At 64.7% G+C, this 21,029-nt stretch carries 23 protein-coding genes; 4 read left to right on the top strand and 19 right to left on the bottom strand.

The window, feature by feature from the left end; genetic code table 11:
- Positions 1-40: 40 nt before the first annotated feature.
- Both D0Y85_RS04225 and D0Y85_RS04220 read right to left on the bottom strand, forming a co-directional pair.
- Complete coding sequence (locus D0Y85_RS04225; protein ID WP_117309628.1) at positions 41-1,027, bottom strand: malate dehydrogenase; 987 nt, start codon at positions 1,025-1,027, stop codon at positions 41-43.
- Positions 1,028-1,153: 126 nt separating this feature from the next.
- Positions 1,154-1,645 carry a peptidylprolyl isomerase gene (locus D0Y85_RS04220; protein ID WP_049467937.1) on the bottom strand — a complete coding sequence of 164 codons (492 nt, stop codon included), beginning with the start codon at positions 1,643-1,645 and terminating at the stop codon, positions 1,154-1,156.
- A 239-nt stretch (positions 1,646-1,884) separates the two neighbouring features.
- Here D0Y85_RS04220 and typA point away from each other — a divergent pair, with 239 nt between their 5' ends.
- From typA to D0Y85_RS04205, 3 genes are read left to right on the top strand one after another with little or no spacing between them, the layout of a single operon-like run.
- A complete protein-coding gene (gene typA / locus D0Y85_RS04215; protein WP_059066099.1) occupies positions 1,885-3,732 on the top strand; it encodes a translational GTPase TypA in 1,848 nt (615 codons plus the stop codon).
- A gap of 11 nt (positions 3,733-3,743) precedes the next feature.
- Entirely contained in the window at positions 3,744-4,211 is a 468-nt protein-coding gene (locus tag D0Y85_RS04210) for a DUF2127 domain-containing protein (protein ID WP_117309627.1), read from the top strand.
- Between the two features lie 41 nt (positions 4,212-4,252).
- Entirely contained in the window at positions 4,253-5,875 is a 1,623-nt protein-coding gene (locus D0Y85_RS04205; protein ID WP_117309626.1) for an amidase, read from the top strand.
- A 75-nt stretch (positions 5,876-5,950) separates the two neighbouring features.
- Here D0Y85_RS04205 and D0Y85_RS04200 read toward each other — a convergent pair whose 3' ends face one another.
- On the bottom strand, positions 5,951-7,096 hold the full coding sequence (locus D0Y85_RS04200) for a mechanosensitive ion channel family protein (RefSeq protein WP_205420732.1): 1,146 nt from the start codon (positions 7,094-7,096) through the stop codon (positions 5,951-5,953).
- An 832-nt stretch (positions 7,097-7,928) separates the two neighbouring features.
- Positions 7,929-9,320, bottom strand: a complete 1,392-nt coding sequence (locus tag D0Y85_RS04195) for a 3-deoxy-7-phosphoheptulonate synthase class II (RefSeq protein ID WP_025879324.1) — start codon at positions 9,318-9,320, stop codon at positions 7,929-7,931.
- A gap of 222 nt (positions 9,321-9,542) precedes the next feature.
- On the opposite strand from D0Y85_RS04195, the gene D0Y85_RS04190 reads away from it, so the two are divergent.
- A complete protein-coding gene (locus D0Y85_RS04190; protein WP_117309625.1) occupies positions 9,543-11,669 on the top strand; it encodes a TonB-dependent receptor in 2,127 nt (708 codons plus the stop codon).
- A 118-nt stretch (positions 11,670-11,787) separates the two neighbouring features.
- Here the strand turns inward: D0Y85_RS04190 and D0Y85_RS04185 are convergent, their stop codons facing one another.
- From D0Y85_RS04185 to rplE, 15 genes are all read right to left on the bottom strand, one after another.
- Positions 11,788-12,294, bottom strand: a complete 507-nt coding sequence (locus D0Y85_RS04185) for a disulfide bond formation protein B (protein WP_117309624.1) — start codon at positions 12,292-12,294, stop codon at positions 11,788-11,790.
- A 212-nt stretch (positions 12,295-12,506) separates the two neighbouring features.
- A complete protein-coding gene (gene rplQ / locus D0Y85_RS04180; protein ID WP_093817440.1) occupies positions 12,507-12,890 on the bottom strand; it encodes a 50S ribosomal protein L17 in 384 nt (127 codons plus the stop codon).
- 197 nt (positions 12,891-13,087) lie between these two features.
- Positions 13,088-14,086, bottom strand: a complete 999-nt coding sequence (rpoA, locus tag D0Y85_RS04175) for a DNA-directed RNA polymerase subunit alpha (RefSeq protein WP_049470514.1) — start codon at positions 14,084-14,086, stop codon at positions 13,088-13,090.
- 55 nt (positions 14,087-14,141) lie between these two features.
- Positions 14,142-14,771: a 30S ribosomal protein S4 gene (gene rpsD, locus D0Y85_RS04170; RefSeq protein ID WP_025879319.1), complete on the bottom strand. Its 630-nt coding sequence runs from the start codon at positions 14,769-14,771 to the stop codon at positions 14,142-14,144.
- A 15-nt stretch (positions 14,772-14,786) separates the two neighbouring features.
- Positions 14,787-15,176, bottom strand: coding sequence for a 30S ribosomal protein S11 (gene rpsK, locus D0Y85_RS04165; protein WP_004145443.1), 390 nt, complete (start codon positions 15,174-15,176; stop codon positions 14,787-14,789).
- An 11-nt stretch (positions 15,177-15,187) separates the two neighbouring features.
- Positions 15,188-15,544 carry a 30S ribosomal protein S13 gene (rpsM, locus tag D0Y85_RS04160; protein ID WP_025879318.1) on the bottom strand — a complete coding sequence of 119 codons (357 nt, stop codon included), beginning with the start codon at positions 15,542-15,544 and terminating at the stop codon, positions 15,188-15,190.
- 346 nt (positions 15,545-15,890) lie between these two features.
- Positions 15,891-17,258 (bottom strand): preprotein translocase subunit SecY, encoded by a 1,368-nt coding sequence (gene secY / locus D0Y85_RS04155; protein ID WP_025879317.1) that lies wholly within the window; start codon positions 17,256-17,258, stop codon positions 15,891-15,893.
- A 7-nt stretch (positions 17,259-17,265) separates the two neighbouring features.
- Positions 17,266-17,709 carry a 50S ribosomal protein L15 gene (gene rplO, locus D0Y85_RS04150; protein WP_049470509.1) on the bottom strand — a complete coding sequence of 148 codons (444 nt, stop codon included), beginning with the start codon at positions 17,707-17,709 and terminating at the stop codon, positions 17,266-17,268.
- A 6-nt stretch (positions 17,710-17,715) separates the two neighbouring features.
- Positions 17,716-17,907 carry a 50S ribosomal protein L30 gene (rpmD, locus tag D0Y85_RS04145; protein ID WP_004154497.1) on the bottom strand — a complete coding sequence of 64 codons (192 nt, stop codon included), beginning with the start codon at positions 17,905-17,907 and terminating at the stop codon, positions 17,716-17,718.
- Positions 17,900-18,442, bottom strand: coding sequence for a 30S ribosomal protein S5 (gene rpsE / locus D0Y85_RS04140; protein WP_049470506.1), 543 nt, complete (start codon positions 18,440-18,442; stop codon positions 17,900-17,902). Before rpsE ends, rpmD begins: the two co-directional genes overlap by 8 nt.
- 161 nt (positions 18,443-18,603) lie before the next feature.
- Positions 18,604-18,957 carry a 50S ribosomal protein L18 gene (rplR, locus tag D0Y85_RS04135; RefSeq protein WP_093817438.1) on the bottom strand — a complete coding sequence of 118 codons (354 nt, stop codon included), beginning with the start codon at positions 18,955-18,957 and terminating at the stop codon, positions 18,604-18,606.
- 32 nt (positions 18,958-18,989) lie between these two features.
- The gene (gene rplF, locus D0Y85_RS04130; protein WP_049470500.1) at positions 18,990-19,514 is read right to left on the bottom strand and encodes a 50S ribosomal protein L6; all 525 of its coding nucleotides are present in this window, start codon (positions 19,512-19,514) and stop codon (positions 18,990-18,992) included.
- Positions 19,515-19,531: 17 nt separating this feature from the next.
- Positions 19,532-19,930, bottom strand: a complete 399-nt coding sequence (gene rpsH, locus D0Y85_RS04125) for a 30S ribosomal protein S8 (RefSeq protein WP_025879311.1) — start codon at positions 19,928-19,930, stop codon at positions 19,532-19,534.
- Between the two features lie 230 nt (positions 19,931-20,160).
- The gene (gene rpsN, locus D0Y85_RS04120) at positions 20,161-20,466 is read right to left on the bottom strand and encodes a 30S ribosomal protein S14 (RefSeq protein WP_049470498.1); all 306 of its coding nucleotides are present in this window, start codon (positions 20,464-20,466) and stop codon (positions 20,161-20,163) included.
- An 18-nt stretch (positions 20,467-20,484) separates the two neighbouring features.
- Entirely contained in the window at positions 20,485-21,027 is a 543-nt protein-coding gene (rplE, locus tag D0Y85_RS04115; RefSeq protein ID WP_049470496.1) for a 50S ribosomal protein L5, read from the bottom strand.
- Positions 21,028-21,029 lie beyond the last annotated feature (2 nt).

Genomic DNA, 21,029 nt, shown 5'->3' with positions numbered 1-21,029 from the left:
TGATGGAAAAGGTGCCGGCAGGGTGCCGGCACCGACCGCATCAACCCAGCAGGTGGGCGACGCCGGCGCGCTCTTCTTCCAGCTCGGCCAGGGTCTTGTCGATGTACTTCTGGCTGAAGTCGTCGACCGGCAGATCCTTGACCAGGGTGTACTCGCCGTTCTGGGTGGTGACCGCGAAGCCGAAGATCACGCCTTCCGGAATGCCGTAGGAACCGTCGGACGGCACGCCCATGGTGACCCACTTGCCGTTGCTGCCCAGCACCCAGTCACGCACGTGGTCGATCGCTGCGTTGGCCGCCGAAGCTGCCGAGGACGAGCCGCGGGCTTCGATGATCGCCGCGCCGCGCTTGCCGACGGTCGGGATGAAGGTGTTCGCATTCCACTCCTGGTCGTTGATCGCATCGGCGATCGACGCACCATCGGCGGTGGCGAAACGGTAGTCCGGGTACATGGTCGGGCTGTGGTTGCCCCACACCACCAGCTTCTCCATGCCGGCGACCGGCTTGCCGAGCTTGGTCGACAGCTGGCTCAGCGCACGGTTGTGGTCCAGGCGCAGCATGGCGGTGAAGTTGCGCGGGTTCAGGTCCGGCGCCGACTTCATGGCGATGTAGGCGTTGGTGTTGGCCGGGTTGCCGACCACCAGCACCTTCACGTCACGCTTGGCGACCTTGTTCAGTGCGGCGCCCTGGGCGGTGAAGATCTTGGCGTTTTCCAGCAGCAGATCCTTGCGCTCCATGCCCGGGCCGCGCGGACGTGCGCCGACCAGCAGGGCGATGTCGGCGTCCTTGAAGGCGACTTCAGCGTCGTCGGTACCGACCATGCCGGCCAGCAGCGGGAACGCGCAGTCTTCCAGCTCCATCATCACGCCCTTCAGGGCGGCCTGGGCCTTGTCGACCGGCAGCTCCAGCAGCTGCAGGATGACCGGCTGGTCCTTGCCCAGCATTTCACCGGAGGCGATACGGAACAGCAGGGCGTAGCCGATCTGGCCGGCGGCGCCGGTCACGGCAACACGAACAGGTGCTTTCATGGGGATTTCCTCTGCTAAGAAGCTAAGTAGCGTTGTGGGAGATGGCCGCGCGGGCGGGGACAGGCCTGGCGGGGCGGCCGCAACATGGAAACGGCCCCCTCTGCAGGGGGCCGTCCGGGTATTGGATCAGGCGGCGAGGATCTTGTTCCACTCACCCACGCGCTCTGCCTGGGCGGCGAGCACGGCGTCGGTGTCGCCTTCCAGGGTGATCGAATGGATCACGTCGCCCTGCTTGACCGAATCAACGATCGCCTGGCCTTCCAGGACCTGGCCGAACACGGTGTGCTTGCCGTCCAGCCAATCGGTCTTGATGTGGGTGATGAAGAACTGGCTGCCATTGGTGTTCGGGCCGGCGTTGGCCATCGACAGCGAGCCGACCTGGTGCTTCACACCATTCTTCTCGTCTTCGAACTTGTAGCCCGGGCCGCCGGTGCCGCGACCCTGCGGGCAGCCGCCCTGGATCATGAAATCGGGGATCACGCGGTGGAAGATCAGGCCGTCATAGAAGCCGCGCTTGACCAGGTTCACGAAGTTGGCGACCGTCAGCGGCGCCTTGTCGGCGAACAGCTCGACCTTGATCGGGCCCTGGGTGGTGTCGAAAGTGGCGATGAGGGACATGCAGATCCTTGGGATGCGGGGTGTGTAATCAGCCCCATAAGGATACACCTCCCCCGTGGCATGGGCGGCTTCGACCATGTGCGCAGGCAGGGTCTTCAGCCTGTGGACGGGCAGCGCCGGGGGGCAGGCTGAATGGGGGCCTCAGCAGTCCTGAAATCCAGGTTTTCGCCAATCGTCAAGTTCGACGTATAATGTTGGACTTCTTTTTCCAAATCCGGCGCCGACTGGCCCCCTTTCGTATGTCCATCGAAAATCTTCGCAACATCGCCATCGTCGCTCACGTCGACCATGGCAAGACCACCCTGGTCGACCAGCTGCTGAAGCAGTCCGGCACCCTGTCCGAGCGTACCGTCCTCGCCGAGCGCGTGATGGACAGCAACGACCAGGAAAAGGAACGCGGCATCACCATCCTGGCCAAGAACACCGCCATCACCTGGGAAGACAAGAAGACCGGCATCAAGAACCGGATCAACATCGTCGACACCCCCGGACACGCCGACTTCGGCGGCGAGGTCGAGCGCGTGCTGTCGATGGTCGACACCGTGCTGATCCTGGTCGACGCGATGGACGGCCCGATGCCGCAGACCCGCTTCGTCACCCAGAAGGCCTTCGCGATGGGCTTCAAGCCGATCGTCGTGGTCAACAAGGTCGACCGTCCGGGCTCGCGTCCGGAGTGGGTGATCGACCAGGTCTTCGACCTGTTCGACAAGCTCGGCGCCACCAATGAGCAGCTGGACTTCCCGATCGTCTACGCCTCGGCCCTGAACGGCTACGCCGGCCTGGAAGACACCGTGCGCGACGGCGACATGACCCCGCTGTACGAAGCGATCATGCAGCACGCACCGAAGCCGGAAGTGGACCCGGAAGGTCCGTTCCAGATGCGCATCAGCCAGCTGGACTACAACAACTTCGTGGGCGTGATCGGCATCGGCCGCATCCAGCGCGGCACCCTGAAGAAGAACATGCAGGTCGCGGTGATCGACCGTGAAGGCAAGAAGCGCAACGGCAAGGTCGCCCAGGTGCTGGGCTTCCTGGGCCTGGAGCGGATCGAGCAGGACACCGCCGAAGCCGGTGACATCGTCGCCATCTCCGGTATTCCGGAGCTGACCATCTCCGACACCCTGTGCCACCCGGACACCCCGGAAGCGCTGCCGGCACTGACCGTCGACGAGCCGACCATCTCGATGACCTTCCAGGTCAACAACTCGCCGTTCGCCGGCAACAAGGACCTGTCCGGTGGCAAGTTCCTGACCAGCCGCCAGATCAAGGACCGCCTGGACCGCGAGCAGGTCCACAACGTGGCCCTGAAGGTTGAACAGCTGGAAGACGCCGACAAGTTCCTGGTCTCCGGCCGTGGCGAACTGCACCTGTCGGTGCTGATCGAGAACATGCGTCGTGAAGGCTACGAGCTGGCCGTGTCGCGCCCGGAAGTGATCATCAAGCAGATCGACGGCCAGGCCATGGAGCCGATCGAGCAGCTGGTGGTGGACATCGAAGAAGTCCACCAGGGCGGCGTGATGGAAAAGCTGGGCACCCGCAAGGGCCAGCTGAAGAACATGGAATCGGACGGCAAGGGCCGTGTGCGCCTGGAATACCAGATCCCGGCCCGTGGCCTGATCGGCTTCCAGAACGAGTTCAAGACCCTCACCCAGGGTTCGGGCCTGCTGTTCCACGTGTTCGACCATTACGGCCCGAAGGAACAGGGCGCCATCGCCAAGCGCATCAACGGCGTGATGATCGCCAATGCGCCGGGCACCACCCCCGCGTACTCGCTGGGCCCGCTGCAGGAACGCGGCAAGCTGTTCGCTGCTGAAGGCGACAACGTGTATGAAGGTCAGCTGGTCGGCATCCACTCCAAGGACAACGACCTGACCGTCAACGCGATCAAGACCAAGCCGCTGACCAACATGCGCGCTTCGGGCAAGGACGATGCGATCCAGCTGACCCCGGCGATCAAGTACTCGCTGGAACAGGCCCTGGACTTCATCGAAGACGACGAGCTGGTCGAGATCACCCCCAAGGAGATCCGTCTGCGCAAGAAGTTCCTGACCGAAAGCGACCGCAAGAAGAACTCGCGCGGCGGCTGATCCAGCGAACCGTGAGCCAGAACGGCTACAACCCGGATCCACACCGGCATCCGGGCCTCCATGTCATCGCCTTGCTCGAAGCGAGCAAGGCGATGCTGGCGTTGTTGGCGGCCACCGGGCTGGAAATCCTCGGCCCGCAGCCGCTTCGCGACGGCGTCAATGCCCTGATCCGGCGTTTCAGCCTGGACCCGGATCACGGCACCCTGCCCTCGCTGTTGAACATGATCAGCCCCGACGCGGTGCACCTGGCCGCGGCGGCGATGATCGGCTACGGCCTGCTGCACCTGGTCGAAGCCTGGGGGTTGTGGAAAGCCAGGGCATGGGCCTCCTGGCTGGGCTGCCTGACCGCCTCCATCTACCTGCCTTTCGATATCTACGCGATCGTCCGTCATCCCGGCTGGGCCTCGTGGATGGTGCTGGCGATCAACCTGGTCGTCGTCTACGTGCTGGCGCGCGACCTGCGCAAGCGCCGCCACTGAGCAGCCGCTACACTGGGGATCGGAGCCGTCGAAGCTGCCCCATGCGCCTGTCCTTGCCGCCCCTCCTGTCCTTCCTTATCGTCGCGTTGCCTGCGGGGCTGGCTGCTGGCTGCAGCCCGGCCGCGTCCACCGCGCATGCCGGTGAACCCGGCAACAGCTCTATGCCTTTCCCCTACGCCGAGACCGAAGTCTCCGACCTGCAGGCGCGGATGGTCGCCGGTGAGCTCGACAGCGTCACCCTGACCGGCGCCTACCTCAAGCGCATCGCCGCCCTGGACCGCACCGGGCCACGCCTGCGCGCGGTGATCGAACTCAACCCCGATGCCCTGAAGGAAGCCGCACAGCGCGACCAGGAGCGCCGTGCCGGCCGCCTGCGCGGACCCCTGCATGGCATCCCGATCCTGCTGAAGGACAACATCAACGCCGCGCCGATGGCCACCAGTGCCGGCTCGCTGGCCCTGCAGGGCTTCCGCCCCGGCGATGCCTACCTGGTCCGCCGCCTGCGCGAAGCGGGCGCCGTGGTGCTGGGCAAGACCAACCTCAGCGAGTGGGCCAACTTCCGCGGCAACGACTCGATCTCCGGCTGGAGTGCGCGCGGCGGCCAGACCCGCAACCCCTACCGCCTCAGCCATTCGCCCTGTGGCTCCAGCAGCGGCAGCGCAGTGGCCGTGGCCGCCAACCTGGCCAGCGTGGCCATCGGCACTGAAACCGATGGCAGCATCGTCTGCCCCGCCGCGATCAACGGCGTGGTCGGCCTGAAACCGACCGTCGGCCTGGTCAGCCGCGAAGGCATCATCCCGATCTCCTTCAGCCAGGACACTGCGGGCCCGATGACCCGCAGCGTCGCCGACGCCGCCGCCGTGCTGACCGCCATCGCTGGCCGCGATGACGCCGATCCCGCCACTGCGACCATGCCCGGCCGCGCAGTCTACGACTACACCGCACGGCTGGATCCGCAGGGCCTGCGCGGCAAGCGCATCGGCCTGCTGCAGACCCCGCTGCTGAAGTACCGCGGGATGCCGCCACTGGTTGAGCAGGCGGTCGCTGAACTGCGCCGCGCCGGCGCGGTGGTGGTGCCGGTGGAACTGCCCCACCCGGATGCCTGGGCCGAAGCCGAGCGCATCGTGCTGCTGTACGAATTCAAGGCGGGGCTGGAGCGCTACCTCAACACCTACCAGGCGCCACTGCGCAGCCTGGCCGGGCTGATCGCCTTCAACGAGGCGCACAAAGGCCAGGAACTGGGCCTGTTCGGCCAGGAGCTGCTGCAGGAAGCCCAGGCGACTCCAGGCCTGGGCGATCCCGTCTACATCCGCGCGCGCAGCGATGCGCGGCGACTGGCGGGCCCGGAAGGCATCGACGCCGTGCTGGCATCGCAGAAACTGGATGCACTGGTCGCACCGACGACCGGTGTGGCCTGGCCCCTGCGCAGCACCGGCGATGACTTCCCCGGCGAGAGCTACAGTGTTGCCGCCGTCGCCGGCTACCCCAGCCTGAGCGTGCCGATGGGCCAGATCGATGGCCTGCCTGCAGGACTGTTGTTCATGGGCACGGCCTGGAGCGAGCCGAAGCTGATCGAGATGGCCTACGCGTATGAGCAGCGCACGCGCGCCCGGCGCCCACCGCACTTCGATACCGATACCTTGATCGAATCCGGCGACCCCTGACCCAATGGATGGTAGCGCCGGGCCGTGCCCGGCGAGCGCAGCGGCACTCTGCAATCCGCCGGGCATGGCCCGGCGCTACCATTCCGGGCGCGGCTCCGCCGGCGCGATGGCCGCCTCACCATCCTCCGCACCGGGTGAACGCACATCGGCGCTGCCTGCACGCCGCATCCGCGGCATATCCAGCTCATCGTCCCGCTGCAGGCGCGCGCGCACCTGCGGCAGCGCTTGCGGATGTTCGCGTGCGAGGAAATCCAGCATGCGTTCGCGCACCAGGCAGCGCAGGTCGAACGCATCACCGGAACTGCGTGCGCTGACCAGCAGCCGCACCTGGATCGCGCGCTCGCTGGTCTCGGTCACCTGCGTCACGCACACCCGTCCATCCCACAGCGGCTGGCCCTGGCAGATGCGTTCCAGCTCGGCACGTATCGCCGCGATCGGCGCACGGTAGTCCAGCCACAGGAAGGCCGTACCCAGCAGGTCGGCACTGCGTCGTGTCCAGTTCTGGAACGGGTGCTCGATGAACCAGGTCAGCGGCACCACCATCCGCCGCTCATCCCAGATGCGCACCACCACGTAGCTGCTGCCGATCTCTTCGATGCGCCCCCATTCGCCCTCGACGATCACCACATCATCGAGCCGGATCGGCTGCGTCACCGCGATCTGCAGGCCGGCGATCAGATTGCCGAACACCGGCTTGGCGGCGATACCCGCCACCAGGCCGATCAGGCCCGCCGACGCCAACAGTGCGGCGCCGATCTTCTGCACCATCGGGAAGGTCAGCAGCACCAGCGAAGCACCGAGCACGATGATGCCGCCCATCAGCACGCGGCTGAGCACTCGCGTCTGGGTCTGGATGCGGCGCGCCTCGAGGTTGTCCGAGACATCGATCGGATGGCTGCGCAGGATCGCCCGCTCACCCGCCGCAACGCCTCGCACCAGCAACCAGATGAAGCAGGCGGTCAGGGCGATGTGCAGCACGCGCAGCAGTTGATCGAGTGTATGTTCCGGCAGTGGCGTAGCCTGCAGCGCCGGCACCAGCAGCAGCACGGGTAGTGCAAGGGCCAGCGGCGGTCCGATCACCCGGCCGATGCGCGCACGGCGCCGGTCACGCCCGCGCAGGCGACGGTACATGGCCAGTACGGCCCAGGCCCCCAGACCGCCAACCACCAGGGCGCTGCCGATCGGCCACAGGTACTGCTGCAGCTGTTGCCAGACCACCATGCATCCTCGCTGTAAGCACCAAGCTCCAGCGTGGCCCATGCACCATGAGCACAATGTCAGTCGTTCGTAAGCAGAATGTAGGCGGGGGTGTTCGGCAGGGCTGCGCCCTGCACCCACGGTAATGCCGGCCGTTGGCCGGCAACCTCAACAGCAACAACAACAGCAACAGCAAAAGCCTGCATTCCTTGGGATGGCGGGGAGGGGACAGATGGCGGGGGACGCTGCAAGTACGTCCATGTAAGCTCGGTCGCGCCTTGCTCGTGTGCGCTGTCCTGCGCACACGGCAAGACCAGGGTTGGGCGTCCTGCCCAACCCGCCCGAGGCATGCCTCGGGCCCATGGCGCTCACGCCCCCGCCATCTGCCCCCTCCCCGCCTTCGACAATTTCCCGCGGCTGTTGGCGGGTGTCGATCCCCGCTGCTGGTGGGTGTCGACCTTGGTCGACACGTAGATCCACGCCATGCGTGGATGCTCTTCAAATTCAATTCGAAATATTCGATTCCGATGGAGATTCATCCACGCATGGCGTGAATCCATCAGACACCGGACAACTGTCGAAGGCGGGGCGGTGTCGGAGTGCGGGGTGTCAGCCGCATGGATGCGGCTGCCAAGCCTACAGGGACGTACTTGCGGCGTCCCCGCACTCCGACACCGCCCCGCCAACCACGGATAGCCCGCTACAGGGACGTACTTGCGGCGTCCCCGCACTCCGACACCGCCCCGCCAACCACGGATAGCCCGCTTTTGACGTTGACGTTGACGTTGACGTTGATGTTGATGTTGATGTTGACGTTGATTCGGCAGGTGCAGGGCGCAGCCCTGCCGAAACACACTTACCGCACTTGCTCCTGCTTGCGCACGATCGCCATCGCAATCTCCAGCGACTGCTCGTAGTTCAATCGCGGGTCGACGGTCGAACGATAGGCGCGTTCCAGGTCACGTTCGGTCAGTTCGCGCGCACCGCCGGTGCATTCGGTCACATCCTCACCGGTCAGCTCCAGATGCACGCCGCCCAGGCGGGTGCCTGCGGCCGCGTGCAGGTCGAAGGACATCTCGACCTCGCCGCGCACGTTGTCGAAGCGCCGCGTCTTGAAGCCGTTGGCGGTGCTTTCGGTATTGCCGTGCATCGCATCGCACACCCACAACACGCGACGACCATCGCGCTTGACCGCATCCAGCAACGGCGGCAGCTTCTGCGCGATCTGCGCCGCGCCCATACGATGGATGAAGCTCAGGCGGCCCGGCTCGTCATCCGGGTTGAGCACATCGATCAGGCGCAGCAACTGGTCCGGCGTCACCGACGGGCCCACCTTGATCGCGATCGGGTTGCGCACGCCACGCAGGTACTCCACGTGCGCGCCATCCAGCGCGGCGGTACGCATGCCGATCCACGGATAGTGCGTGCTCAGGTTCAACCAGCCCTGCTGGCGCGGCACCTGCCGGGTCAGCGCCTGCTCGTAGGGCAGCAGCAGCGCTTCATGCGAGGTGTAGAAATCGATGCGATTGAGGTTGTGCACGCGGGCCCCGGCCAGGGTCTCCATGAAGTGCACGGCATCACCGATCGAGGCCACCATCTTCTGGTACTCGGCGGCCAACGGCGAATGGCTCACCCATTCCAGGTTCCAGTATTCAGGATGGTGCAGGTCGGCGAAGCCACCATCGATCAGCGCCCGCACGAAGTTCATCGTCATCGCCGAATGCGCGTGGGCCTGCAGCATCCGCTTCGGGTCGGGCAGACGCGCCGCCTCGGTGAAGGCCGGCGCATTGATCACATCGCCGCGGTAGCTGGGCAGGGTCACGCCGTCGCGGGTTTCGGTGTCGGCCGAACGCGGCTTGGCGTACTGGCCGGCGAAACGGCCGACGCGGATCACCGGCTGCCGCAGGCCGTGCACCAGCACCAGGCTCATCTGCAGCAGCACCTTCAACCGGTTGGAGATCGTGCCCGATTCGCAGTCGCTGAAATTCTCCGCGCAGTCGCCGCCCTGCAAAAGGAAACGCTTGCCCTCCTGGGCGTCGGCCAACTGCTGCTTCAACGCCAGGATCTCCCACGAGGTCACCAGCGGCGGCAGCCGCTTCAGCTCGTGCAGCGCGGCATCCAGTGCCACCGGATCGGGATAGGTCGGCATCTGCAGCGCGGTCTTGCCCCGCCAGCTCTCCGGTGACCAGGCGGCGCCAGCAGCGATGGCGGCAGGATCGGGGGCGGGCGGAACGGCGGACAGGCTCATCACGGACATCCGGGGAGGGGGGCGGTCATGGTCGCAGAGCCAGCCGCTGGCGCAAAGGGCCGGGCCCGGTCATGACTGCCTGAACCGTGTGGAAAGGGGCCGTGTGATCGGCCAGAAACGGCATGGTCGCCATCGCCGGACAGGCGCATGATCGGCACGCAGTTGTTACGGAGTAACACTCCCTCATGGACCGGCCCCCTCCCCCTTCCCTGCCCATTTCCCATGAAGCCCTCCCTGCTCACCACCGCCATCACCTTCGCCCTGATCCTCACCAGCCAACCCGTGCTTGCCGCCGACACTGATGCCAGCGCGGCCGCGGTCAAGGACCTTGACGTGGTCACCGTCAGCGCCCAGCTCGACCAGGCCCGCAACGCCCTGTCACCGGACATCGGCAGCAGCCAGTACCAGATCACCGCCGAGGACATCGAGAAGCAGCCGCTGGGCGCCTCCGCCCCGCTCAGCCAGGTGCTGCTGCAGGCCCCTGGTGTGATCCAGGACTCTTACGGTGGCGTGCACGTGCGCGGCGACCACGCCAACCTGCAGTACCGCATCAACGGCGTACTGCTGCCCGAATCGATCTCCGGCTTCGGCCAGACCCTGGATGCCCGCACCATCAAGAGCATCCGCCTGATGGACGGCGCCCTGCCGGCGCAGTTCGGTGAACGCACCGCCGCGGTGGTCGATATCACCACCCGCAGTGGCGCCGAGCTGGGCAACGGCGGCAGCGCTGGCATCACCGCCGGTTCGTTCGGCAAGGTCAACCCGAACGCCTCCTGGTGGGGCAACCAGGGCCGCTGGAGCTGGTTCCTGACCGGCAACTACGATCGGAACGAGGTCGGGCTGGAGAATCCCACCAGCGCACGCAGGCCGCTGCATGACGACACCCACCAGGGGAAGGCCTTTGCCGACCTGACCTACCTGGTCAACGACAGCACCCGCCTGAGCGTGTTCGCCGGCGTTGCCAACAACCGCTTCCAGATCCCGGTCAACCCGGGACAGACCCCGCAGTTCGGCTACCTGGACACCACCACCTTCGATTCCAGCCAGCTGGACGAAACCCAGCGCGAGGCCACCCGCTTCGGCATGCTGGTGCTGCAGGGCACGCTGGGCCAGACCGCGTACCAGCTCTCGGCCGGCCAGCGCTACAGCGATGTGGCCTTCAATCCGGACGTCGTGGGCGACCTGGTGTTCAGCGGCGTCGCCTCCCAGGTCCAGCGCAGCAACCGCGCCAACACCCTGCAGGCCGATTTCTCCACACCGCTGGGCGACAACCACACCCTGCGTTATGGCCTGTATGGCAACTACGAACACGCCGCCGCCAACAACAGCAGCTGGGTCTTCCCGGTCGACGCCGATGGGCGGCAGACGAGCACCACGCCACGGCTGATCCCGGACCGCAATGCCTTCCACGCCAGCACCGCAGCCTTGTACGTGCAGGACGAGTGGCGGATCGGCGATGACTGGACCGTCAATTACGGCCTGCGCGGCGACCGCTTCAAGGCCTTCGATCACACCGAGGGCCAGCTCAGCCCACGCCTCGGCGTGGTCTGGAACGCCGGCGACAGCACCACCGTGCACGCCGGCTATTCGCGCTACTTCACCCCGCCCGCCAGCGAGCTGGTTGCCGCCAGCGATCTTGCCCTGTTCGATGGCACCAGCAACCAGCAACCCGCCGATGGCAGCAACACGCCGTTGTCCGAGCGCAGTGACTACTACGATATCGGCGTGTCACAGCAGGTCGGCAACCACCTCACCCTCGGCCTGGATGCCTACGACCGACGCGTGCACCGCCTGCAGGACGAAGGCCAGTTCGGCGCCGCCTACATCTATTCCACCTTCAACTATCGCCGCGGCCACATCCACGGTCTGGAGTTCAGCGCCGACTACAGCAACGGGCCGATCAGCGCGTACTTCAACGCGGCCTACAACAAGGCCATGGGCACCCAGGTCATCACCAGCCAGTACAACCTCGATCCGGATGCACTGGCCTACGTACAGCAGAACTGGATCCATCTTGACCACGACCAGAAGCTGACGTCTTCCGGCGGTGTCAGCTACGCCTTCGCTGGCCATAACCGGGTGGGCGCGAACTACGTGTACGGCAGCGGCCTGCGCTCGGACATCGAGGGCGTGCCCAACGGCGGCGAGCTGCCGTCGTACCTGCAGGTCAATCTCAGCGCCGCGCATGACTTCAACGCCGACAGCGGCCATCCGCTGCACGTGCAGCTGGCGGTGATCAACGCGCTGGATCGCAGCTACCAGCTGCGCGATGGCGGTGGCATCGGCGTGTTCGCGCCGCAGTGGGGCCCACGTCGCGGCGCTTACCTGAGCCTGCAGCAGGACTTCTGAGGTACCACCGACTGCCGGCCAGCATTCGCACGGGACTGCACTGCCCCTGGGATTGCCGGCCAGCGGCCGGCACTACCGGAAAACAGTAGAGCCGCGCCATGCGTGGCTCCGGACTGGCTCAGTGCTTGACCTTGCTCAGCGACACCACCAGCGCCCAAAGCGCCAGCAGCACGAACCACACGCCCGACCACATCGGCATGGTCAGGCCAAGGAATGTCCAGTCGATGTTGCCGCAGTTGCCGGTGCCGGTCAGCACGGTGCGGAACACTTCCAGCGGCCCCATGGTCTCGCGCAGGAAGGCCAGCGGCGGGCCACAGGTCGCTCCCATTTCCGGCGGCAGCATCTGCACGTAGACATGGCGTGCGGCGATGCCCACGCCCACGGCGGCAGCGATGAACGCGAGGATGCCGTAGGTCGCCCGTCCCGGACGGTTGGACGGCCCATGCAGGGCGCCGATCAGGAACAGCAGGCCCAGGGCCGCGAATGCCAGGCGCTGGAAGATGCACAGCGGACACGGCTCCAGCCCCATCTTCAGCTGCAGGAAGATGGCGTAGCCCAGCAGGCCCGCGCAGATCAGGAAGCCCAGCAGGAACTGGGCGCGGAAAGGCCAGCGCAGAGGATTCATCGGCAACGCTCGTGTAGTACGGACCGCAAGCGTAACCGAGAGTGCGCGCCGTTCGAACCGCCACAACGTCGCGCCCGTCGGAACACGCCGGTGCGCGCGCGGCAACATGCGGGATCATCCACGCCCGGCGTGGATCTCCATCCGTCGCCCAGAAACGGAAAAACCCGGCACGAGGCCGGGTTCTTCACCGAATGACGGGTGTTGCGCGTCGATTACTCTTCGACGGCTTCAGCCACGGCCGGACGGTCAACCAGCTCAACGTAGGCCATCGGCGCGTTGTCGCCAGCGCGGAAGCCGCACTTCAGCAGGCGCAGGTAACCACCCGGACGATTCGCGTAGCGCGGGCCCAGGATGGTGAACAGGTTGCCGACGGCTTCGTTGTCGCGCAGGCGGGCGAAGGCCAGACGACGGTTGGCGACGGAGTCGACCTTGGCCAGGGTGATCAGCGGCTCGGCGACGCGGCGCAGTTCCTTGGCCTTCGGCAGGGTGGTCTTGATCAGCTCGTGCTTGAACAGCGAGGCAGCCATGTTCTTGAACATCGCTTCGCGGTGGGCGCTGGTACGGCTGAACTTACGGCCGGATTTCTGGTGACGCATGGTGATATTCCTTGGTTAATGATGTGGCTTTGCGGATCGTTGTCGCCTTCCTGGCGCTGCTGCTCGGACTGCGGTTGGTCCTGGCCATCCGTCCTGGACGACCTGCCCGCGAACCTTCGTTCGTCGTGGCGGTGTTGCCTTGGTGCAATGGCCCCGTCGTTGCCGACGGGGCCACGCGGTCTTGCAGAAAGGCGTTATCAGCCCAGCATGCCGTGGCTGGCGACGCCGGCCGGCGGCCAGTTCTCCAGCTTCATGCCGAGCGACAGGCCACGCTGGGCCAGCACTTCCTTGATCTCGGTGAGCGACTTCTTACCCAGGTTCGGGGTCTTCAGCAGCTCGACTTCGGTCTTCTGGATCAGATCGCCGATGTAGTAGATGCTCTCGGCCTTCAGGCAGTTGGCCGAACGCACGGTCAGCTCCAGATCGTCGATCGGGCGCAGCAGCACCGGATCCACGCCGTTGTTGGCCGGCTTCGCCGCACCGCGGTCGCGGTGGGTGAAGTCACCGAACACCGACAGCTGATCGCTGAGGATGTCGGCAGCGGTACGCACTGCTTCTTCGGCGTCGATGGTGCCGTTGGTCTCGATATCGATGACCAGCTTGTCCAGGTCGGTGCGCTGTTCGACACGAGCCGCTTCCACGGCATAGGCGACACGGCGGACCGGCGAGAACGAGGCGTCCAGGACCAGGCGGCCGATGGCACGGGTTTCTTCGTCCGGACGACGACGCGCAGCGGCCGGCTGATAGCCGAAACCACGCTCGATCTTCAGACGCATGTTCACTGCCGTGTCCTTGGTCAGGTGGCAGATCACGTGGTCGCCGTTCAGGATCTCCACGTTGTGGTCGACCTTGATGTCGGCAGCGGTGACAACGCCCGGACCCTGCTTGGACAGGGACAGCGTCGCGTTGTCGCCGGAGTGCATACGGATGGCCACGTCCTTCAGGTTCAGCAGGACTTCGAGCACGTCCTCCTGCAGACCTTCGACCGTGGTGTACTCATGCAACACGCCGTCGATTTCGACTTCCGTGATGGCGAAGCCCGGGATGGACGACAGCAGCACGCGACGCAGGGCATTACCCAGCGTATGCCCGTAACCCCGCTCCAAAGGTTCGATAACGACCTTTGCACGGGTGTCGGTAAGGCGTTCGATCTGCGGACCGCGAGGACGCAGAACCTGGTTGGCGGTAACCGTCATGTTGCGGGTTCTCCTAGTGAACCCCCGGCCGTCGCCGGGGGCTCTCCAATGTGAATTACTTCGAATACAGCTCGACGATCAGCGCTTCGTTGATGTCCGCAGGCAGATCCGAACGATCCGGAACAGCCTTGAAGATGCCGGAGAACTTGCCGGAATCCACTTCAACCCACGACGGGCTCAGGTCATGCTGGGCGGCGACGGTCAGGGCTTCCTGGACGCGCAGCTGCTTGGCAGCCTTTTCAGACAGGGCGATGGCGTCGCCAGCCTTGACCTGGTACGAGGCCAGGTTGACCGACTTGCCATTCACGGTGACGCCGCGGTGCGACACCAGCTGACGGGCAGCCGGACGGGTCACGGCGAAGCCCATGCGGTAGACAACGTTGTCCAGGCGGGTTTCCAGCAGCTGCAGGAGGTTCTCGCCGGTGTTGCCCTTCTTGGTCGAGGCCTTCTTGTAGTAGTTGCGGAACTGACGCTCCAGCAGACCGTAGATACGCTTGACCTTCTGCTTTTCACGCAGCTGGGTAGCGTAGTCGGACAGCTTGCCCTTGCGGGCGGTGGCGCCATGCTGGCCGGGCTTCTGCTCCAACTTGCACTTGGAGTCCAGCGCACGCGCCGGGCTCTTCAGGGACAGGTCGGCGCCTTCGCGACGGGCGAGCTTACAGGTAGGACCGATATAACGAGCCATTTCTTATCGCTCCCTTTAGACGCGACGCTTCTTCGGCGGACGGCACCCGTTGTGCGGGATAGGCGTCACGTCGATGATGTTGGTGATCTTGTAGCCGACGTTGTTCAACGAACGCACGGCCGACTCACGGCCCGGACCCGGACCCTTGATGCGGACTTCCAGCGACTTCACGCCGTAGTCCAGCGCAGCACGACCGGCCTTTTCGGCAGCCACCTGGGCTGCGAACGGGGTCGACTTGCGCGAACCGCGGAAGCCAGCGCCACCGGAGGTCGCCCACGACAGAGCGTTGCCCTGGCGGTCGGTGATGGTCACGATGGTGTTGTTGAACGAAGCGTGGACGTGGGCAACGCCGTCGGTGACGACGCGCTTGATCTTCTTCTTGGTCTTAGCAGCAGGCTTAGCCATTTATAGGTCCCTTACTTCCTGATCGCCTTGCGCGGGCCCTTGCGGGTGCGGGCGTTGGTACGGGTGCGCTGGCCACGCAGCGGCAGACCGCGACGGTGACGCAGGCCGCGGTAGCAGCCCAGGTCCATCAGGCGCTTGATCGCGATGCCGATTTCACGGCGCAGATCGCCTTCCACGATGTACTTGCCGACTTCGGCGCGCAGGCGCTCGATTTCCGGCTCCGACAGATCGCGGATCTTGGTGGTCGAAGTGACACCTGCGACTTCGCAGACCTTCTTCGAACGGGTACGGCCGATGCCGTAAATGCTTTGCAACCCGACCCAGACATGCTTCTGGGCTGGCAGGTTGACGCCTGCAATACGCGCCATGACGCGGTTCTCCAGCTGAGTGATGGCCGACAGCGCGCTCGAGGCACGCCGATCCGGCAGGATGGATCAAAAAAGTGAACCAGTGATACTAACAAGGTTCCGGTCTACTTGGAAGCCCGTGAAACCAGAGGTTTCATGAACCCGGCCCGGGGAGTGTGCCCAGGCTCCGGCGCCGGATGGGGTTGGACCTGGAGTTTCCTCCGGGGCCGCCCGCGCTACTCCAGCGCGGGACCACCACATCACACCCCCACCCGGAACCGCTGCGGGGGCCGCCCTTCGTTTGTGTGGCCGGAGTCCGCGAAGCGGAGGACCATCACGTCAGGAAGACGAAAGTATAACAGGCTAATCAGCCGCGAGCAAAACCACCGCGGTTGCCGCCCTTCAGGTTGGCCTTCTTCAGCAGGCTCTCATACTGGTGGGACATCAGGTGCGCCTGCACCTGAGCGATGAAGTCCATCACCACCACCACCACGATCAGCAGCGAAGTACCGCCGAAGTAGAACGAGGCATTCAGCTGGGTGCGCATCAGTTCCGGCAGCAGGCAGACGATCACCAGATACGCCGAACCGGCAGCTGTCAGTCGGGTCAGCACGCCGTCGATGTAGTCGGCGGTGGCCTTGCCCGGACGGATGCCCGGAATCAGCGCACCGGACTTCTTCAGGTTGTCGGCGGTTTCCTGCGAGTTGAACACCAGCGCGGTATAGAAGAACGCGAAACCGGTGATCAGCGCAGCGAACACGATCATGTGCAGCGGCTCGCCCGGGCCCAGGGCATTGGCGACCTTCTGCAGGGTCTGGCCAAAGGTGCTCTGGTTGGCAGCCTGGCCGGACCACATGGCCAGGGTGGCCGGGAACGCCAGCAGGCTTGAGGCGAAGATCGCCGGGATGACGCCGGCCATGTTCAGCTTCAGCGGCAGGAACGAGGTCTGGTTCATGTACGCGTTGCGACCGCCCTGGCGGCGCGCGTAGTTCACCGTGATCCGGCGCTGGCCGCGCTCGACGAACACCACGAAGAAGGTGAAGGCGAGCACGACGATGGCGATCAGCAGCAGCTGGATGAACTGGATGTTGCCGTCGCGGTAGGCGTCGAAGGTGTGGATGACCGCACCCGGCAGGCCCGCCACGATACCGGCGAAGATGATCAGCGACACGCCGTTGCCGATACCGCGCTCGGTGACCTGCTCACCGACCCACATCAGGAACATGGTGCCGGCAGTCAATGCGACCACGGCAGTGAGCACGAAGCCCATGCCCGGCATGTACACGACCGGTGCGCCGGTCGGCGAGACCTGGCCCTGCAGCGCCAGCGCGATCGAGCCGCCCTGCACCACTGCGAGAAGCACGGCGCCGATGCGCGAATACTGGGTGATCTTGCGGCGGCCGGACTCACCTTCCTTCTGCATCGCCTTGAGGGCGGGGAAGATGTGCACGGCCAGCTGCATCACGATCGATGCCGAGATGTACGGCATCACGTTCAGCGCGAAGATGCTGAAACGGTGCAGGGCGCCGCCCGAGAACATGTTGAACATGTCCACGATGCCGCCGCCCTGCTGTTGCATCATGGCAAGCATGGCATCGGGATTGACGCCCGGCACCGGCACGTAGCAGCCGATGCGATAGACGATCAAAGCCCCGACGACGAACAGCAAACGTTGGCGAAGTTCAGTGAACTTGCCCATTCCGCCCGCGAGGTTACCGATGCCAGCTTGCGCCATGATTCTCTTACTCCGTTACGCTGCCGCCGGCAGCTTCGATCGCAGCCTTGGCACCGGCCGTGGCAGCAACACCCTTCAGGGTGAACGCCTTGGTCACTTCGCCCTTGACGACGACCTTGGCCTTCTTGGCAGTGCTCGGGACCAGCTTGGCCGCACGCAGGGCAGCGAAGTCGATCTCGCCGGCCGGCAGCTTGTCCAGCTGGTACAGCAGCACTTCAGCGGTGTCCTTGGCGATCGGCGAACGGAAGCCGATCTTCGGCAGACGACGCTGCATGGGGGTCTGGCCGCCTTCGAAGCCAGCCTTGATCTTGCCGCCACCCTTGCGGGCGAACGAACCCTTGTGGCCGCGGCCACAGGTCTTGCCCAGGCCGGAGCCGATACCGCGACCGACGCGGGTACGTTCCTGACGGGCGCCCGGTGCCGGGCTCAGTTCATTGAGACGCAGAGTCATGATCGATTACTCCTCAACCTTGACGAGGTAGTGAACGGTGTTGATCAGACCGCGAACCTGCGGGCTGTCCTTCAGTTCACGGACATCGTTGAGCTTGTTCAGGCCCAGGGCACGCACCGACAGGCGGTGACGCGACTGAGTACCACGCAGGCCACGCACCAGGCGCACCTTCACAGTCTTGTTGGACTCATTAGCCATGGTTGAGTTCCTCCACCTTCTTGCCGCGCTTGGCCGCGATGCGAGCCGGCGACTGCGCTGCAGTCAGGCCCTTCACGGTGGCACGCACCAGGTTGATCGGGTTGCGCGAACCGGTGGCCTTGGCCAGCACGTTCTTCACGCCAACCGCTTCCAGGACGGCGCGCATGGCACCACCGGCGATGACGCCGGTACCTTCGGAAGCCGGCTGCATGAACACGCGCGCTGCGCCGTGACCATCCTTGATGGTGTGCCACAGGGTGCCGTTGTTCAGGTCAACGGTAACCAGGTTCTTGCGAGCCTGTTCCATCGACTTCTGGATGGCGACCGGCACTTCGCGGGCCTTGCCATAACCGAAACCGACCTTGCCTTCGCCGTCGCCGACGACAGTCAGGGCGGTGAAGGTGAACTGACGGCCACCCTTGACGGTCTTGCTGACGCGGTTGACCGCGACCAGCTTTTCGATCATGCCGTCGTCGACTTTCTCTTCGCGGTTACGGTCGCGATCGCGACCCCGCTGCTGACGTTCTTCTGCCATGTTTATTCCTTGGTTGTTGGGTTATGTACGGCTCGAGGCCGCTTATGGTTGTGGAGTGGTGCGTTGTTGCGGTGGGCCACTGCAGAAGAGCGGCGCCGCCCAGCCTCACTCAGGCTGGCGAGCAGGCGGACAGGGGGCATCAAGCCCCCTGCCCTTATCCCTTAGAACTGCAGGCCGGCTTCGCGGGCGGCGTCAGCCAGGGCCTTGATGCGGCCGTGGTAACGGTAACCCGAACGATCGAAGGCAACCTTCTCGATGCCGGCGGCCTTGGCGCGCTCAGCGACGATGCGGCCAACCTTGGCAGCGGCATCAGCGTTCTTGCCGTTCTTCAGGCCGTCCTTGACGTCGGCCTGGGTGGTGTTGGCAGCAGCCAGCACCTTCGAGCCGTCAGCGGTGAAGACCTGCGCGTACAGGTGCTGGCCGGTGCGCAGCACCGACAGGCGTGCAACGCCGAGCTCACGGATGTGGGCACGGGTCGACTTGGCGCGACGCAGGCGGGCGATGTTCTTGTTCATGATCTTTTTCCCTGGAAAGCGGAAGGTCCTAATTAGGCCTTCTTGGCTTCCTTGCGAATGATGACTTCGTCGGAGTACTTCACGCCCTTGCCCTTGTACGGCTCCGGCTTGCGGAACGCACGGATCTTGGCGGCAGCTTCACCGACGGCCTGCTTGTCAGCGCCCTGCACCAGGATTTCGGTCTGGGTCGGGGTGGTGATGGTGATGCCTTCCGGCGCCACGAACACAACCGGGTGCGAGAAGCCCAGCGACAGGCTGAGGTCCTTGCCCTGCATGGCGGCACGGTAACCCACGCCGACCAGCTCCAGCTTGCGCTCGAAGCCTTCGGAAACACCCTTGACCATGTTGGACAGGATGGCGCGGACGGTACCGGTCAGCGGGATCAGATCCACGTTGTCGGTGCTCAGGGTGGCAACGCCGTTCTCGACGTTGATGTTGATACCAGCCGGCTTGGCCAGCGACAGGGTGCCCTTCGGGCCCTTGGCGGTGACGTTGTCGTTCTGGACGTTCAGTTCAACCTTACCCAGGTCGATCGGCTTCTTGGCTACGCGGGACATGGTCTACTCCTTTCGCCTTAGGCCACGAAGCACAGGACTTCGCCGCCGACGCCCAGCTGGCGCGCCTGCGCATCAGTCATGATGCCCTTGGAGGTGGAAATGATGGAAATACCCAGGCCGTTCATGACCTTCGGCAGTTCGCTCTTGCCGCGGTACTGGCGCAGGCCCGAACGCGAGAAGCGCTTCAGGGTCGCGATGACCGGCTTGCCTTCGAAATACTTCAGCACGATTTCCAGCTCGGACTTGTTGTTCTCGAGCGCGGTCACGCGCAGGTCGGCGATGTAACCCTCGTCCTTCAGGACCTGGGCGATCGCTACCTTGATCTTGGACGACGGGGCTTTCACCGTCTGCTTGCCCACCGCTGCCGCATTCTTGATGCGGACCAGCAGGTCGGCGATGGGATCAGTCATGCTCATATGAGTACCTTTGAGTGCACCGATATCCGCTTTCGCGAAAATCTGTTGTCTCCTGGAAACGGGCCAGGCCCCTCCCCTTACGTCTTCGCGCAGGGCAAGACGCGGGAGTATACGCCAAAAGAGCCCGACTTGCGTCGGGCTCTTCGGGTTTTTTGCAGAGGGAAAGCTGAACGCCCCTCCCCGGCTGCGAAGGCCCCCGGAGGAGCCCTCGCCGGCAGGACCGGCTGGGATTACCAGCTGGCCTTGCGCAGGCCCGGAACGTCACCACGCATGGTGGCTTCACGCAGCTTGTTGCGGCCCAGGCCGAACTTGCTGTAGACGCCACGCGGACGGCCCGACAGTTCGCAACGGTTGCGCTGGCGGCTCGGCGACGAATCGCGCGGCAGCTTGGCCAGCTTGGTTGCGGCGTCGATCTTCTCTTCGTAGCTCGCGTCCACCGAGGACACGATCTTCTTCAGAGCCGCACGCTTGTCAGCGTACTTCTTGGCCAGCTTTTCCCGCTTGATGTCGCGGTTGACCATGGAGGTCTTTGCCATTTCGGTTTCCTCGACGAATCAGTTACGGAACGGGAACTTGAACGCTGCCAGCAGCGCCTTCGCTTCCGCGTCGGTCTTCGCAGTGGTGGTGATGGCGATATCCATGCCGCGGATCGCGTCGACAGCGTCGAAGTCGATTTCCGGGAAGATGATCTGTTCCTTCACACCCATGTTGAAGTTGCCGCGACCGTCGAAGGAACGACCGGAAACACCACGGAAGTCGCGCACGCGCGGCAGCGAGATGTTGATCAGGCGGTCCAGGAACTCGTACATCTTGTGGCGACGCAGCGTGGTCTTGCAACCAATCGGCCAACCATCACGGATCTTGAACGACGCAACCGAGATACGCGACTTGGTGACAACCGGCTTCTGGCCGGAAATCTTGGTCATGTCGCCGACGGCGTTTTCCAGGATCTTCTTGTTGGTGGCCGCTTCGCCGACACCCATGTTCAGGGTGACCTTGACGAGCTTCGGCACTTCCATCGAATTGGTGTAGCCGAACTGCTTCATCAGCGCCGGCACCACTTCTTCCTTGTAAAACTTTTCGAGACGGGAAGTCATCT

Source organism: Stenotrophomonas sp. G4, from assembly GCF_003428825.1.
GTDB lineage: Bacteria > Pseudomonadota > Gammaproteobacteria > Xanthomonadales > Xanthomonadaceae > Stenotrophomonas > Stenotrophomonas indicatrix.
The sequence above is the reverse complement of the archived record's forward strand: the minus strand, read 5'-3'. Positions and strand labels throughout refer to the sequence as shown.

Coding starts and splice junctions, on each gene's coding strand:
- D0Y85_RS04225 (WP_117309628.1), bottom strand. CDS start 1,027: ATGAAAGCACCTGTTCGTGTTGCCGTGACCGGCGCCGCCGGCCAGATC.
- D0Y85_RS04220 (WP_049467937.1), bottom strand. CDS start 1,645: ATGTCCCTCATCGCCACTTTCGACACCACCCAGGGCCCGATCAAGGTC.
- typA (WP_059066099.1), top strand. CDS start 1,885: ATGTCCATCGAAAATCTTCGCAACATCGCCATCGTCGCTCACGTCGAC.
- D0Y85_RS04205 (WP_117309626.1), top strand. CDS start 4,253: ATGCGCCTGTCCTTGCCGCCCCTCCTGTCCTTCCTTATCGTCGCGTTG.
- D0Y85_RS04200 (WP_205420732.1), bottom strand. CDS start 7,096: ATGGTGGTCTGGCAACAGCTGCAGCAGTACCTGTGGCCGATCGGCAGC.
- D0Y85_RS04195 (WP_025879324.1), bottom strand. CDS start 9,320: ATGAGCCTGTCCGCCGTTCCGCCCGCCCCCGATCCTGCCGCCATCGCT.
- D0Y85_RS04190 (WP_117309625.1), top strand. CDS start 9,543: ATGAAGCCCTCCCTGCTCACCACCGCCATCACCTTCGCCCTGATCCTC.
- D0Y85_RS04185 (WP_117309624.1), bottom strand. CDS start 12,294: ATGAATCCTCTGCGCTGGCCTTTCCGCGCCCAGTTCCTGCTGGGCTTC.
- rplQ (WP_093817440.1), bottom strand. CDS start 12,890: ATGCGTCACCAGAAATCCGGCCGTAAGTTCAGCCGTACCAGCGCCCAC.
- rpoA (WP_049470514.1), bottom strand. CDS start 14,086: ATGACGGTTACCGCCAACCAGGTTCTGCGTCCTCGCGGTCCGCAGATC.
- rpsD (WP_025879319.1), bottom strand. CDS start 14,771: ATGGCTCGTTATATCGGTCCTACCTGTAAGCTCGCCCGTCGCGAAGGC.
- rpsK (WP_004145443.1), bottom strand. CDS start 15,176: ATGGCTAAGCCTGCTGCTAAGACCAAGAAGAAGATCAAGCGCGTCGTC.
- rpsM (WP_025879318.1), bottom strand. CDS start 15,544: ATGGCGCGTATTGCAGGCGTCAACCTGCCAGCCCAGAAGCATGTCTGG.
- secY (WP_025879317.1), bottom strand. CDS start 17,258: ATGGCGCAAGCTGGCATCGGTAACCTCGCGGGCGGAATGGGCAAGTTC.
- rplO (WP_049470509.1), bottom strand. CDS start 17,709: ATGACTCTGCGTCTCAATGAACTGAGCCCGGCACCGGGCGCCCGTCAG.
- rpmD (WP_004154497.1), bottom strand. CDS start 17,907: ATGGCTAATGAGTCCAACAAGACTGTGAAGGTGCGCCTGGTGCGTGGC.
- rpsE (WP_049470506.1), bottom strand. CDS start 18,442: ATGGCAGAAGAACGTCAGCAGCGGGGTCGCGATCGCGACCGTAACCGC.
- rplR (WP_093817438.1), bottom strand. CDS start 18,957: ATGAACAAGAACATCGCCCGCCTGCGTCGCGCCAAGTCGACCCGTGCC.
- rplF (WP_049470500.1), bottom strand. CDS start 19,514: ATGTCCCGCGTAGCCAAGAAGCCGATCGACCTGGGTAAGGTTGAACTG.
- rpsH (WP_025879311.1), bottom strand. CDS start 19,930: ATGAGCATGACTGATCCCATCGCCGACCTGCTGGTCCGCATCAAGAAT.
- rpsN (WP_049470498.1), bottom strand. CDS start 20,466: ATGGCAAAGACCTCCATGGTCAACCGCGACATCAAGCGGGAAAAGCTG.
- rplE (WP_049470496.1), bottom strand. CDS start 21,027: ATGACTTCCCGTCTCGAAAAGTTTTACAAGGAAGAAGTGGTGCCGGCG.